The sequence below is a fragment of the Dyella japonica DSM 16301 genome (genome assembly GCF_001010355.1).
Lineage (GTDB): Bacteria > Pseudomonadota > Gammaproteobacteria > Xanthomonadales > Rhodanobacteraceae > Dyella > Dyella japonica.
Window position 1 is genome coordinate 1 of sequence record NZ_JPLA01000023.1, and the last position, 14,699, is coordinate 14,699.

Sequence of the window (14,699 nt, forward strand, 5' to 3'; positions counted from 1 at the left end):
CCCGCCTCAGTACGCTCACCCTGGCCCTGTGGCTGGCCGGTTGCCAGACGCTGCCGCAGCCGCACGACGACGGCGCCTTGCAGCGCGAAGCCATGGCCGGCACCGAAAAACCGGTACCGGCTCCGTTGCCGTTGAACACGCACAACAACGCGCCGGACCAGGGCGTCACGCCCAAGCCGCAATTGAGCGAAGGCAGCGGCCAGTTCGTGCGCACCACCGGGCTCGCGCAACCGCGCAAGGCGGCCACGGGCGATGGCGCGGTGACCTTCAACTTCGAGAACCAGCCGGTGCAGGCGGTGGTCAAGGCCATCCTCGGCGACCTGCTCAAGCAGAACTACACCATCGTGCCGGGCGTGCAGGGCAATGTGTCCTTCTCCACCTCCGAGCCGGTGGACAGCAGCCAGGCCATCCCCATCCTGGAAACGCTGCTGTCGTGGACCAACAACGCGCTGGTGATGCGCGACGGCCAGTACGTGGTGATGCCGGCCAAGGACGCCGTGGGCGGCAACCTCGTGCCCAGCCTTAATGCGGTGGCGCCGCAGGGTGGCCTGCAGGCGCGGCTGTATCCGCTGCGCTATATCTCCGCAGGCGAGATGCAGAAGCTGATCAAGCCGTTCGCGCGCACCGACGCGGTGTTGCTGGCCGATCCCTCGCGCAACGTCATCGTGATCTCCGGCACCACGGCCGAACTGGACAACTATCAGCGCACCATCCACACCTTCGACGTGGACTGGCTGCGCGGCATGTCGGTGGGTGTGTTCAGCCTGCAACACGCCAATGTGAGTGAACTGGGCGGGCAGCTCGACCAGATGTTCGGCCCCAAGGGCGACACACCGCTGGCCGGCATGGTCCGCTTCCTGCCGATCGAGCGCACCAATGCGATCGTGGTGATCAGCAGCCAGCCGCAGTATCTGCAGGAAGTGGGTGACTGGATCACGAAGATTGACCGCGGCGGCGGCAATGAGCCGGAGCTGTTCGTGTACGACGTGCGCAACATCAAGGCGTCGGATCTCGCGCAGTACCTGGCGCAGATTTACACCAACGGTGCGGGTGGCGCGGGTGGTAATGCGGGCAAGGTGGGGCCCGGCCTGAATGGAGCCACCTTGGGCACCGGTGACAACGCCAGCGGCAACGCGAGCGGCATGGGCAGCACCGCCGGCAGCTTCGGCAGCAGCACGCCATCGGTCAATGGCGTGGGTGGAGGATTTGGTAACGCCGGTGGCTTTGGCGGCACGGGAACGACGGGCACCACCGGCACCAGTGGCGGCTTCGGTACGACAGGCGCGGGTACTAGCGGAGGCTTCGGCAGCACAGGCGGCGGTGCCGCCGGTGGCATGTCGTCGTTCGGCAGCGGCAACAACGCCAACGGCAACAACAGCACCGGGCAGCAATACGTGTCCGAGGATGGATCCATCCGCATCGGCTCGGTCGACTCCAACAACCAGCTGTTGGTACGTGCGCGACCCTCGCAGTGGAAGGAGATCGAGGAGGCCATCAAGCGACTCGACAATGTGCCGCTGCAGGTGCAGATCGAGATGCGCATCTTGGAGGTGGATCTGACGGGGCAATTGGAGTTTGGCGTGCAGTGGTATCTGCAGGGCTTGGCCGGCAGTACGCCCAGCTACGACAGCAACGGCAACGTCAACGGCGCGACGAACATCCCTCCGGGCGCGCATCGTCAGATATCGCTGGGTTCGGGTGGCAACCAGTACGCAGGCGAACCGCTCTTCTATTCCTTCCTCAGCACCAACGGCAAGTTTCAGGTGGCTATTCGCGCACTGGAAACCAATGGCAACACCAAGACCTTGTCGGCACCGTCGCTGGTGGTGCTCAACAATCAAGTCGCGCACATCCAGGTCGGCGATCAGGTGCCGATCAATCAGACGTCCATCGTCACTGGCCTCAATACCACCGGGTCGACGGCGAGCAGCGTCAGCTATATTCCGACGGGCGTCATTCTCGATGTGCAGCCGCGCGTGAATCCGGGCGGGTTGGTGTATCTGAATGTGCAGCAGCAGGTAAGCAACACGACCGGTGCTGCCAATTCGCAGGGCAACTTCACCATCCAGCAGCGAGCGGTGGGTACCCAGATTGCGGTGCAGAGCGGCCAGACCGTGCTGCTCGGCGGCCTGATCCAACAGAACGAAAACAGCACGGATACCGGCATTCCCGGTCTCAACCGCATCCCGGTCCTCGGCCGGCTGTTCGGCACCACCAACCACAACCGCAACCGCACTGAGCTGATCGTGCTGATCACGCCGCGGGTGATTACCAGCAGCGAAGAGGCGAAGCAGGTGACGGACGAATACCAGCGCAAGTTTGAATCGCTGGCGCCGTTGCGGGCGACGGGTGCGACCGCGGGTGGCGCAGCTACTGGTTCTGCGACGGGAGCGGCGAACACCGCGGCGCATCCGTAACGGCGGCCTGGGCTGCCTTGGGGCAGCCAGGTTGGGGCCCCGGGCCAATGGCCACATCAAGAGCCCGCCGCACGGCGTTTGTCTGTTGTAGGAGCGCACCCTGTGCGCGACCACCTGACGGAGCAGTACTTCCCGGCGCTGCGGTCGCGCACAGGGTGCGCTCCTACAGATGAGAGGGTGCGCCGTGATCGGGTGGCTGCGCCCAGCGGACGAACTGGGGCTGCACACGCGGCCCCCATCCCAGCCCCGCTATCATCTCCCGATGAACTCGGTCCCATCCTTCCCCATCACGCCACTGCTGCCCGAGATCACAAGCTCTCTCGCGTCGCACCCACGCCTCGTACTCGAAGCGCCTCCCGGCGCCGGCAAGACCACCCAGGTGCCGCTGGCGCTGCTTGATCAGCCGTGGCTTGCCGGCAGCAAGATCCTTGTGCTCGAACCGCGACGCATCGCAGCGCGTGCGGCGGCGCAGTTCATGGCGAAGCAGTTGGGTGAGGAGGTGGGGCAGACGGTGGGTTATCGCATCCGTTTCGAGGCGAAGGTCAGCGCGGCGACGCGCATCGAAGTGGTGACGGAAGGCATCCTCACGCGCCTGATCCAGGATGATCCCGAACTCACCGGCATCGGCGCGATCCTGTTCGACGAATTCCATGAGCGCCATCTTGCTGGCGATCTTGGTGCGGCGCTCGCGCTCGATATCCAGGGCACCTTGCGTCCGGAGCTGCGCCTGGTGGTGATGTCGGCGACGCTCGATGGTGAGCGCATCGCGCAGTGGTTCGATGCGCCGCGGATCAGCAGTCCCGGGCGCAGTTTCCCGGTGCGTGTGGAATATCCCGCGGCGCGAGCGCAGGAGACGACGGAACATCAGCTTGCGCGCGTCGTGCGCCAGGCGCTGGAAGAAAACGAAGGTGACGTACTGGCGTTTCTGCCGGGACGGCGCGAGATCGCACGCACGCAAGCCATGCTGGCATCGTCGCTGGACGAGAACATCGACATCGTCGCCCTGCATGGCGAATTGTCGATGGCCGAACAGCAGGCCGCGTTGAGTCCGGCGGAACCCGGCACGCGGCGCGTCGTGCTGGCGACCAATGTTGCCGAATCCAGCGTCACGCTTCCGGGCATCCGTGCGGTGGTGGACAGCGGCCTCGCACGCGAGCCGCGCTTCGATCCGAACTCCGGTTTCACGCGGTTGGAAACGGTGAACATCTCGCAGGCTTCGGCCGATCAGCGCGCCGGTCGCGCGGGTCGCGTCGCCGAAGGTGCGGCCTATCGCCTGTGGCCGCAGAGCAAGCGACTGGATCCGTCGCGCACCGCCGAAATGGCGCAAGCGGAGTTGTCGGGCCTCGCCCTGGAGCTCGCCGCGTGGGGCATCACCGCGCATAGCGGCAACACGCTGCCGTGGCTCGACGCACCGCCCTCAGGCGCGTTGGCGCAGGCGCGTGAGCTGCTCGTGCAGTTGGCTGCGCTGACGGCAGATGGGCGCATCACGGCGCTCGGTCGCCAGATGCTCGAACTCGGCGCTACGCCGCGGCTGGGTGCAGCGGCCTTGCGAGCGGAGCCGGAATTGCGCGCGCTCGTCGCCGATCTGCTTGCGCTGATGGAAGCCCGCTCGCCCCTGCGCGGCGAGCAGGCGCGCAGCGACGATTTTCGTGCACGCGTAACCGCGCTGCATGTGTGGCGCGATCGGCACACCGCTGGCGCGCGCGGTGGCGCGGATGCCGGTGCGCTGGCCGCCATCGAGCAGGCGAGCAAAGGCTGGCGCCGTCGTCTGGACATGCGCTCGGCGGCGAGCGGCGTGCCGGACAGCCACGCCGTGGGCGATCTGCTGCTGCATGCGTTTCCGGATCGCGTGGCGCGACGCGACGACAGCAACCCGCTGCGCTACACGCTCGCCAACGGCCGCGGTGCGCGCCTGCATGAGAGCACCGCGCTGCATGGCGAACCATGGCTGGTGGCGCTGGACCTGCGCTTCGAGGCTCGCGACAGCTTGATCCTTGCCGCCGCGCCGATCGACTTCCGCGTGCTGGAACGCGACTATCCCGCGCAATTCAAGCGCGAACGCGCCTTACGCTGGAACGACGAACGCAATGCCGTCGAAGCGTTCGACGAACATCGTTACGCCGGCATCGTGCTCGAACGTCGCAGCGTGCCGGTGAAGCCCGAAGACGCGCTGCCCGCCTTGCTCGCCGCCGTGCGTGCAAAAGGCATCGATGCGTTGCCGTGGAGCGAAAACGCCCGGCGCTTGCGCGCACGTATGCAAGCCTTGCGTGGCTGGATGCCCGAGCTCGGACTTCCCGATATATCCGACGCAGCACTGATAGACACGCTCGAAGACTGGCTCGCCCCCTATCTCAACGGCAAGCGCCGCCTCGACGCCTTGAGCGCGGAAGAGCTCTCGCAGGCCCTGGGCTCCCTGTTCGACTACGAACAGCGCCGCCAACTGGATGCGCAGGTTCCCGAAAGCCTCACCGTGCCCAGCGGCATGACGCGACGGCTGGAATATGCTGAAGGCGAGGCGCCGGTGCTGGCGGTGAAACTGCAGGAATTGTTCGGACTGGCCGATACCCCGCGCGTGGCGAACGGGCGCATTCCCGTCACTTTGCACTTGCTCTCGCCGGCGGGCCGACCGATCCAGGTTACGCAGGACCTCAAGGGCTTCTGGGAGCGCACCTACCCTGAGGTGAAGAAGGAATTGAAGGGACGCTACCCGCGTCATCCCTGGCCGGATGATCCGTGGACGGCGGCGCCGACGCACCGGGCTAAGCCGCGCGGCACATAAGAAAAAAGGCTGCCGACCTTTCGGTGCGGCAGCCCTCGTTATTGCAGATACCGGCGGTGAATCAGCGACCGATCTCGCGCAGCCGCTTGCCGCTCATAAGATTGCGCTCGATCTGCTCCAACGTCACGCCCTTGGTCTCTGGCACCAGCCAGAAGGTCACCAGGATAAACACTGCATTGAGCGCGGCATACAACCAGAACGTGTGCGCGTTGCCGATGCCGTTGAGCAGGCTCAGGAAGGTGAAGCCCACGATCATGTTGCAGATCCAGTTGGTGAAGGTGGAGCAGGCGATGCCGAAGTCGCGGCCCTTGAGCGGCTGGATCTCCGAGCACAGCGTCCACACCAGCGGGCCGGCGGACATGGCGAAACCCACGATGAAGATCAGCAGCATGGTCACTGTGAAGATCTGTGCGCCATGGTCGTGGATGCCGTTGTTCATCATCGTGCCCACCACGCCCAGGCCAACCGCCATCACGGCAAAGCCGGTGTACAGGATGGGCTTGCGGCCCCAGCGGTCGATCAGCGCGATGGCGATGAAGGTGGCCAGCACATTGGTGAGGCCCACCAGCGCGGTAAACCACATCTGCGCCGAGGTGTCGTAACCCATTTCCTTGAAGATGCGCGGCGCGTAATACATCACCACGTTCATGCCGGTGAACTGCTGCATCAGCTGCAGCAGCACACCCAGCCACACCGAGCGGCGGAAGTTGCGGTTGTCCTTGAACAGATGCCAGCCGCGTTGCGGCGTCTTGAGCTGTTCCTCGATGTCGGCTGCTTCGCGCTTCACCACGTCCGCGTCGCCGCGCAGGCGCATCAGCACTTCGATCGCCTCGTCGCGACGGCCGCGCATCATCAGCCAGCGCGGGCTGTCGGGCAGAAACAGCACGCCGAGCAGGAACAGCACGCCGGGAATCGCGATGATGCCGAGCATCCAGCGCCACGCGCCGTTGTAGCTCAACGCGGTGTCGGAGAGGAATGCCACCAGGATGCCGATGGTGATCATCAGCTGATAAGTGGAGATCATCGCGCCGCGGATGCGTTCCGGCGCCACTTCAGCCAGATAGAGCGGCGCCGTGAACGTGGCCAAGCCAATGGCAAGGCCGAGCACCACACGCGCGGCGATCAGCGTTTCCGGCGACCACGCGCCGCCCGACAGCAGCGAACCCAGGATAAACAACACGGCACCGAGGATCAGCGAGCGCTTGCGGCCCAGCGTGGCTGACAACCAGCCGGCGCCCACCGCGCCGACGGCCGCGCCGAACATCATCGAGCTCACGATCCATTCGATCATGTGGTCGCTGACTTTGTATTCGGCCTGGATAAATTGGGTGGCGCCGGAAATCACGCCGATGTCCAGGCCGAACATGAGGCCCGCCAACGCGGCGAGCACACAGGTGAAGATGATGGTGACCTTGGCTTGCGCCGAGGCTGGCGAGATGACTTGGGCATTCATGGTGAAACTCCCCCGCTGGCGATAGTGGTGCCTCTAATGGGCTGGTGTGCTTGAGCCGCGGTCCCTAGGCGGCAGCGATGACGTGTGGCGGCGGTCCGGCGAAACGCGGTTCCGGCAAGCCACGAAAACCTGCATCGGCGACGAACAGCGCGCCGGCATAGGGTTGGGATGCGAGCGCCGCCTCGTCTAGGCCGTCGCGCGCACTGGTGATGTAGAGCGTCGAGTAATCCGTGCCGCCGAAAGCAGGTTTGGTCGGCTGCGAGGCGGGCACGTCAATGATGCGGTCCAGTTGGCCCGTCGGCGTGTAGCGCACCACGCGGCCCAATCCCCATTGGGCATTCCACAGGCCGCCGTCGCGATCGACGGCCGAACCGTCGGGTTCGCCGCGTGCGTCGTCCAGCGTCACGAAGCTGCGCACGTTGGATAGCTGATCGCCGTAATCGCAGCACTGGATGATGCGCGAGGGCGAATCGCAGAAATACATGCTGCCGCCATCCGGGCTGAAGGCGATGCTGTTGCTGATCGCCACACCCGGCAAGGGCAGGCGTTCCAGCGACAGATCATGATTCAACCGATAGAACCCGCCCACCGCCTGCTTGGGACCGCTGGCCGGCTCATGCAGCGTGCCGAACACGAAGCGGCCCTGGCGATCGCAGGCGCCATCGTTGATGCGGGTCGGCAGGTCCGCTTCCACGTCGGTGACGGCAACCAATGTGTGTGTGGATGGATGGAAGAAGGCCAGACGCGAGGCGAGGCCCAGCAGCAGCCAACCATCCGCTTCGCACAAGGCAAAGCTGCCAAGGCGCTCGGGCAGGCTCCACTGATGCAAGGCGCCGTCATGCGGGCGATAGCGCCACAGCGTGCTGGCGTGGATATCGGTCCAGTACAGCACCTGGCCGCGGTCACACCAGGTGACCCCTTCGCCCAACGTGTTGTGCACCTGCATGGCGACTGCGGCGCGCAGGTTCATACCCAGCCACCGTCGACGATGAAGTCCTGGCCGGTGCACATGCGGCTGTCGTCGGCGGCGAGGAACAGCGCAGCGCGCGCCAGATCGTCCGCCATCAGATAACCGGGCAGACACTGCACGCGGGCAATCTCGGCTTCGCCCTCGGCATCGAGCCACAGGCGACGCTGCTTCTCGGTGATCACCCAGCCGGGCACCAGCACATTGATGCGGATGCGGTCGCGGCCCAGCTCGCGCGCGAGGCCATTGACCAGGCCGTGCACGGCGGACTTCGCCATCGCGTACATCGGATAGCCCGCGTTCTTCTTCATCCAGCCGGTGGAGCCCAGGCAGATCACCGAACCGCCGCCGAGCGAGCGCATGTCCTCGCGCACGGCCTGGGTGGCGAAATACTGGTGGCGCAGATTGATCGCCATGTTCTGCTCGAACTCGGCCGCTGTGGTGCTGCCGAAATCGTGGCGCACGTCGTTGGCCGCGTTGTTGACCAGCACGCCAATCGGTCCGTGCACTTCACGCGCGGTGGCGATGGCGTCTGCCAGTGCGTCGAGTTGCGTGACATCGCAACGCACGAACAGCGGACGATGCGCGCAGGCGGCGAGACTCTCCGCGAGCTGCTCGCCGTTCTCCTGATCGATATCGATAAACGACACCCGCGCGCCCTGCCTGGCGAAATGCTCCACGAAGGCCGCGCCGATGCCGGTGGCGCCGCCCGAGATGAACACGTGGCGGTCGATCAGGCTGGGATAGCTCGCGAACGTCATGCTCACCACTCCGCCACGCTGCCGTCGGCGTGGCGCCAGATCGGATTGCGCCAGCGGTGACCCACGGCGGCGCGCTCGGCCACATAGGCTTCGTTGACCTCGATGCCCAGGCCCGGTCCGTTGGGCATGGCGACGAAGCCATCCTCGTAGGCAAACACGCTGCGATCCTTCACGTAGTCGAGCAGATCGTTGCCGGCGTTGTAGTGGATGCCCAGGCTCTGCTCCTGGATGAAGGCGTTGTGGCACACCGCGTCGAGCTGCAGGTTCGCCGCGAGCGCGATCGGGCCCAGCGGGCAGTGCAGCGCGAGCGCCACGTCGTACGCTTCGGCCATCGCCGCGATTTTGCGCGTTTCGGTGATGCCGCCGGAGTGCGAGGGATCAGGCTGGATGATGTCCACGCCGCCCATCTGCAGCACGCGCTTGAAGTCGTAGCGCGTGTACAGGCGCTCGCCCAGTGCGATCGGCGCCGGGGAAATCGCGGCCAATTCCGGCAGCGCCTCCAGGTGATCGGACAGCACCGGCTCCTCGATGAACATCAGCTTGAACGGCGCCAGCTCGCGCATCAGCACCTTGGCCATCGGCTTGTGCACGCGGCCATGGAAATCCAGGCCGATGCCGACATGCGGGCCCACCGCATCGCGGATCGCCTGCACGTTTTCGATCACCAGCTCGACCTTGTCGTAGGTGTCGACGTATTGCAGTTCTTCCGTCGCATTCATCTTCACCGCGGTGAAGCCGCGCGCCACGGCTTCCTTGGCGGCACGCGCCGTGTCGGCCGGGCGGTCGCCGCCGATCCACGAGTACACGCGGATGCGGTCGCGCACGGGGCCGCCGAGCAGCTGATGCACGGGCTGGTTCAGGTCCTTGCCCTTGATATCCCACAGCGCCTGGTCAATGCCGGCGATCGCGCTCATCAGCACCGGGCCGCCGCGGTAGAAGCCGCCGCGATACATCACATTCCACAGGTCTTCGATATGGCGCGGATCCTTGCCGATCAGGTAATCGGACAGCTCATCCACGGCCGCCGCGACGGTATGCGCGCGCCCTTCGACGATGGGCTCACCCCAGCCGACGATGCCCGCATCGGTGTCGATGCGCAGGAACAGCCAGCGCGGGGGAACCAGGAAGGTGGTCAGGCGGGTGATCTTCATGCATGCGATCCTTTGGCATCAGAGTGGCTGCGCCAGGCGTCGGCGAACGCACGTGCGCGCGTCGCGACATCGCTGGCCGGGCGGCCGGGAGCGTAGAGAGAGGAGCCGATGCCGAAGCCGCCGGCGCCGGCGGCGAGCCACGGTCCCATGTTGTCGGGCGCGATGCCGCCGACCGGCAGCACCGCCAGATCCTTGGGCAGCACCGCGCGCCATGCCTTGAGCACGGCGGGGCTGGCCTGTTCGGCGGGGAACAGCTTCAGTGCGTCGGCACCGGCGGCGAGCGCAGCGAACGCCTCCGTCGGCGTGGCGACGCCAGGCACGCAATAGAGACCCGCCTGCTTGGCGGCGCGGATCACGTTGACGTCGGCATGCGGCATCACGATCAGACGTCCACCAGCATCGGCGACCTTCCTGACGTCGGCGGGATCGAGCACCGTGCCGGCGCCCACCAGATAGTCGTCACCGAGTGCGTCGACCAGGCGGCGGATGCTCTCGAACGGCTGCGGCGAATTGAGCGGCACTTCCAGCATGCGAAAGCCGGCATCGACCAGCGCGCGGCCGATCTCGACCGATTCGTCGGGCGTCAGGCCGCGCAGGATGGCGACGAGGGGGAGGGGATCAAGCCATGACTTCATGCGTTTATGCCGTTGCTTGCGTGGTGATCAGGCCGGCGGCATCGGCGATGCGCCAAAGGCCGTGCGAGGTGGTGGCATCGGGTGCCTTGTGGACGGTGAGTCCAAACATCTCCGCCGCCTTGAGGTAGCGATCGCACAGTGCGCCTTCGCCCACCATGTGCACGCTGGACGATGCATCGGCCCAGCCGGCGGCGATGGCGATGCGCATTTCGTCGCCGATCAGCAGGCCGGACAGGTAGTCGGATACCGAGCTAGGTGCAAGCACGCCGTCGAGCATCAATGTGCGCGCCGAAAACACGCACGAGAGCGCGCCGGCCGCGCCGCTGTCGCGCGCCATCGAAACGCCGCGGCGGAACGCGTGGTCGTCGTCGACGGCAGGCGGCAGTTGCGCGCCCAGGATCGACTGCTGCGTCAGCAGGCCAAACAGCTCGCCCGTCATCACCGTTGCAAATCCGGCAACCACACCTTCGCGCAGCGATACCCACTTGCTGTGCGTACCGGGCAGCAACAGGCAGCCATGACGCGCCACTTCAGGCGATTGCGCCACCACGCCGACGACCTGGGTTTCCTCGCCACGCATCACATCGGGGCGCGCGGGATCGCGCAGGCCCGGTACGAGATGCAGTGTGCGGCCGTTGGCCACCAGGATGCTCAGTGCACCGGCGAGCCGATCGACGCTGGTAGGCGTATCGAGATAAGGCACTTCCAGCCAGCCGTTGCGACTGCCCACCATGCCGCAGGCCAGCACCGGAACGTCGGGCCAGTGTTCGACGGCCTGCGCAAAAGCCGCCGCAAAGCCGCCCTCGGGGAGATGGCGGATGCCATGCGAAAACGTGCGCTTCTCCAGCACCTGGCCCTGACCGTCATAGAGATAGGCGCGCAGCTGCGTGCTACCCCAGTCCAGGCCGATAAGACCGCTGTTCACGCGCTGGCCTTCTTGCGCGCCTTGCCACGGCTGCGATGCAGGTTGGTCTGTGAGTCGGCGATCATCGACAGCATGGTCTTGCGCGCCACTTCAGGCTGCTTGCGCTTGATCGCTTCGAGCACCTTCTGGTGATACGGCAGCGAATACTTGAAATCGCTGGCGCTGCGCGCCGACAGGGTGAAGAACGTGCCCAGCGCCGTTTCGATCACCGAGAACAGCGACTGCATCAATTCGTTGCCGGTGGCATGCAGCACGGCGTCATGGAACATCAGGTCGGCAGTGGACCATTCGTCCAGCGTCTGCGCAGCGTCCATGGCGTTGTACGCCTCTTCGATATGCGCCAGCTGCGCCGCGGTGCGTCGACGCGCAGCGGCAGCGGCCGCGGCCGGCTCGATGATCTCGCGCATCTCCACCAGCTTGTCCACGAAGTCGTCGGTGGGCATGGAGGCGCAGCGCCAGGCCAGCACGTCGGCATCGAGCTGATTCCAGTAGCGCTCTTCCAGCACGCGGGCGCCGACGCCGGTGCGCGATTCGATCAGGCCTTTGGCCGACAGCACCTTCAACGCCTCGCGCAACGCCGTGCGGCTCACCTGCAGGCTCTCGGCGAGGGTTTCCTCGCGCGGCAGGATCTCGCCGGGCTTCACCTTGCCGCTGACGATGCGCAACCCGATCTCGTGCATGACATGCCCGTACAGGCTGCGAACTGCGATCGGCTTCTTCATGAAATCCTCTGACCCCTGGCCCTGACGATGAGCGATCCGTGCAGCTGCGGGCATATAGATAGCGCCCGATTCGATTGTCATACAAACGGACTATAAGCAACTTGCTTGGTCAATGCCAAGGTGTTCGCGGCGTTTTTTTCGCGCATCGGTGCTGGCTGGGTCCGCGCTGGCAGGAACGTGCGATGACGCAATGCAGAAAGTTCTCATCCGCATGACGCCGCCCGCATCGCCGTGGTCGCCTTCGAACATCGCATCAAAGCGCCACTTTCCGTTTTCCCGAGCATGCCACTTCACCTAATGCCGCATCGCACCAAGAAAAAATTCGGTGCCGATGAACACTTGCACGATAATCATACAATGTGATTGCATGCGGTCCATCGTGATACGGCGAAGGGGACACCAGGGACATGCAGCGCGCAGGTTTGATGGCTTCGATTCTTGGCCTGGCGACTATGTCGATGGCCGCGCATGCGGCTGACGCCAGGCGCGAGACCTTCGGCAGCATGCCCGACGGCAGCAAGGTGGATGCGGTGGTGCTGAGCAACGGACACGGCATGCAGGCGCGCATCATCGCGCTCGGTGCGAGCATCCAGTCGCTGGCCACGCCCGACCGCAACGGCAAGAGCGCGAACATCGCGCTGGGTTATGCCTCGCTCGCCGATTACCTCGGCAATCCCCAGTATTTCGGCGCCACCGTGGGGCGCTATGCCAATCGCATCGCCAAGGGCAAATTCACCCTGGACGGTCACGCCTATAGCGTGCCGGTCAACAACGGCGTCAATTCGCTGCACGGCGGCAGCAAGGGTTTCGACAAGGTGCTGTGGACGGTGGGCGAGGTCAAGCACGACGCCGGCAAGGCCAGCGTGACGCTCAGCTACGTGAGTCCCGATGGCGACATGGGCTATCCGGGCAAGCTCACCGCCACGGTGACTTACACGCTCGATGAAGAGAACCGCCTCTCCATCGATTACCGCGCCAGCACCGACAAGACCACCATCGTCAACCTCAGCAACCACGCCTATTGGAATCTCTCGGGCGAAGGCTCGGGCAGCGTGATGGACCATCGCCTCACCATCGCCGGCGATGCGTACCTGCCGGTGGACGCGGGTTCCATTCCCACCGGCGAGATCCGCAAGGTCGCCGGCACGCCGTTCGATTTCCGCCAGGCCAAGCCGATTGGCCGCGATATCCGCAGCAACGACGACCAGTTGCTGAAGGGCCATGGCTACGACCACAACTGGGTGATCAGCAAGGACGAAGCACCGGCGCTGCGCATGGTCGCCCGCGTGGAAGACCCGGCGTCCGGACGCGTGCTGACGCTGAAGTCGAGCAAGCCTGGCCTGCAGTTCTACTCGGGCAATTTCCTGGATGGCACCACGGTGGGCACGGGCGGCCACGTCTATCGCCAGGGCGACGCCTTCGTGCTGGAACCGCAGCTCTACCCGGACACGCCCAACCAGGCGTCGTTCGGTTCGGCACGGCTGGAGCCGGGCCATGAGTACCGCAACCTGATCGTGTACGAGTTCACCACCGAGTCGGCGCGCGGAGCGCACTGACCCAACGAGCATTCGAGACAAGGGCGCCCGCGAGGGCGCTCGTAGGGTCGCTTTGTCTCTGCACAAGGCGGCCATGCGCAACCACTACGTCGCGGTGTCATGCGCGGCGGCATCGAGGGAGAGCTGATGAAGTACGCACTTTTGGCAGTGGCTTTGGGCCTGGCGGCAACGATCGCCGCGCCGTCCCATGCGCGCGATGCGTCGCAACGCTGGACGCCGGCCGAAGCCAAGGCCTGGTATGCCAAGCAGCAGTGGCCGCTGGGCAGCAACTATCTGCCGTCCGACGCGATCAACCAGCTGGAGATGTGGCAGGCCGACACGTTCGATCCGTCGCGCATCGACCAGGAGTTCGGCTGGGCGCAGCAGGCCGGCATGACCACCATGCGCGTGTTCCTGCACGACCTGCTGTGGCAACAGGATGCGGCGGGCTTCAAGCAGCGCATCGACACCTTCCTCGCCATTGCCGACAAGCACGGCATCAAGCCGATCTTCGTGCTGTTCGATTCCTGCTGGGATCCGGAGCCCAAGCTCGGTCCGCAGCATCCGCCGATTCCCGGCGTGCACAACTCCGGCTGGGTACAGAGCCCGGGCGTGGCGATGACCGATCCCAGCCAGTACCCGCGTCTGGAGCAATACGTGAAGGACATCGTGGGCAGCTTCGCCAAGGACAAGCGCATCCTGGCCTGGGACGTGTGGAACGAACCGGACAACCCGGGCGGCGGCAACTACGACGCCAGGGAGCCCAAGGACAAGATCAGCCACGTGGCCACCCTGCTGCCGCAGGTGTTTAAGTGGGCGCGCAGCGCTGCGCCCGTGCAGCCGCTCACCAGCGGCCTGTGGCATGACGACGACTGGACTGATCCGGCCAAGCTCAATGCGGTCGAGCGCACCCAGCTCGAGCAGTCCGACGTGATCAGCTTCCACGACTACAGCTGGCCGGAAACCTTTGCCGGACGCGTGAAACAGCTTCAGACGTATGGACGTCCATTGATCTGCACCGAGTACATGGCGCGCGGCAATGGTTCGACCATCGATGGCGTGCTGCCGATCGCCAAGAAGGCCGACGTGGGCATGGTCAACTGGGGCTTCGTGCTCGGCAAGTCGCAGACCAATATGCCGTGGGACTCGTGGCAGCGCCCGTACACCATGGCGCCGCCCACCTTGTGGTTCCACGACCTTTTCCATGCCGATGGCAAGCCGTATCGCCAGCGCGAGATCGACATCCTTCGTTCGCTGTCGCACGCGCCGCGCGGCACGGTCCCGGCGGATGCACTGACGTTTCCGATGCAAGCGGCGGGTGCCGGCCGCTGAGGCGGCGCCCGTCTTTCCAACT

The 14,699-nt window shown here is 65.4% G+C and carries 11 protein-coding genes; 4 read left to right on the top strand and 7 right to left on the bottom strand.

Annotated features, from left to right (window positions below):
* Positions 1-2,417: type II secretion system secretin GspD (gene gspD, locus Y882_RS08690; RefSeq protein WP_046971519.1), on the top strand; the 2,417-nt coding region annotated here is incomplete at its 5' end.
* Between the two features lie 262 nt (positions 2,418-2,679).
* Positions 2,680-5,196 (top strand): ATP-dependent helicase HrpB, encoded by a 2,517-nt coding sequence (gene hrpB, locus Y882_RS08695; protein WP_046971520.1) that lies wholly within the window; start codon positions 2,680-2,682, stop codon positions 5,194-5,196.
* Between the two features lie 61 nt (positions 5,197-5,257).
* Here the strand turns inward: hrpB and Y882_RS08700 are convergent, their stop codons facing one another.
* The 7 genes from Y882_RS08700 to Y882_RS08730 all read right to left on the bottom strand — a co-directional run bounded on the left by Y882_RS08700 (position 5,258) and on the right by Y882_RS08730 (position 11,810).
* Positions 5,258-6,649: a sugar porter family MFS transporter gene (locus Y882_RS08700; RefSeq protein ID WP_046971521.1), complete on the bottom strand. Its 1,392-nt coding sequence runs from the start codon at positions 6,647-6,649 to the stop codon at positions 5,258-5,260.
* 64 nt (positions 6,650-6,713) lie between these two features.
* On the bottom strand, positions 6,714-7,619 hold the full coding sequence (locus Y882_RS08705) for an SMP-30/gluconolactonase/LRE family protein (protein ID WP_046971522.1): 906 nt from the start codon (positions 7,617-7,619) through the stop codon (positions 6,714-6,716).
* Positions 7,616-8,377: an SDR family NAD(P)-dependent oxidoreductase gene (locus Y882_RS08710; RefSeq protein WP_046971523.1), complete on the bottom strand. Its 762-nt coding sequence runs from the start codon at positions 8,375-8,377 to the stop codon at positions 7,616-7,618. Before Y882_RS08710 ends, Y882_RS08705 begins: the two co-directional genes overlap by 4 nt.
* 2 nt (positions 8,378-8,379) lie before the next feature.
* Entirely contained in the window at positions 8,380-9,528 is a 1,149-nt protein-coding gene (dgoD, locus tag Y882_RS08715; protein ID WP_046971524.1) for a galactonate dehydratase, read from the bottom strand.
* A complete protein-coding gene (locus Y882_RS08720; RefSeq protein ID WP_046971525.1) occupies positions 9,525-10,163 on the bottom strand; it encodes a 2-dehydro-3-deoxy-6-phosphogalactonate aldolase in 639 nt (212 codons plus the stop codon). Before Y882_RS08720 ends, dgoD begins: the two co-directional genes overlap by 4 nt.
* 4 nt (positions 10,164-10,167) lie before the next feature.
* Positions 10,168-11,088 (bottom strand): 2-dehydro-3-deoxygalactonokinase, encoded by a 921-nt coding sequence (locus Y882_RS08725; RefSeq protein WP_046971526.1) that lies wholly within the window; start codon positions 11,086-11,088, stop codon positions 10,168-10,170.
* Positions 11,085-11,810 carry a FadR/GntR family transcriptional regulator gene (locus Y882_RS08730; protein WP_046971527.1) on the bottom strand — a complete coding sequence of 242 codons (726 nt, stop codon included), beginning with the start codon at positions 11,808-11,810 and terminating at the stop codon, positions 11,085-11,087. Before Y882_RS08730 ends, Y882_RS08725 begins: the two co-directional genes overlap by 4 nt.
* A 425-nt stretch (positions 11,811-12,235) precedes the next feature.
* Between Y882_RS08730 and Y882_RS08735 the strand changes: the two genes are divergently transcribed.
* Both Y882_RS08735 and Y882_RS08740 read left to right on the top strand, forming a co-directional pair.
* Positions 12,236-13,366 (top strand): aldose epimerase family protein, encoded by a 1,131-nt coding sequence (locus tag Y882_RS08735; RefSeq protein WP_211259152.1) that lies wholly within the window; start codon positions 12,236-12,238, stop codon positions 13,364-13,366.
* Between the two features lie 126 nt (positions 13,367-13,492).
* A complete protein-coding gene (locus Y882_RS08740) occupies positions 13,493-14,677 on the top strand; it encodes a glycoside hydrolase 5 family protein (RefSeq protein ID WP_046971589.1) in 1,185 nt (394 codons plus the stop codon).
* Positions 14,678-14,699: the final 22 nt, after the last annotated feature.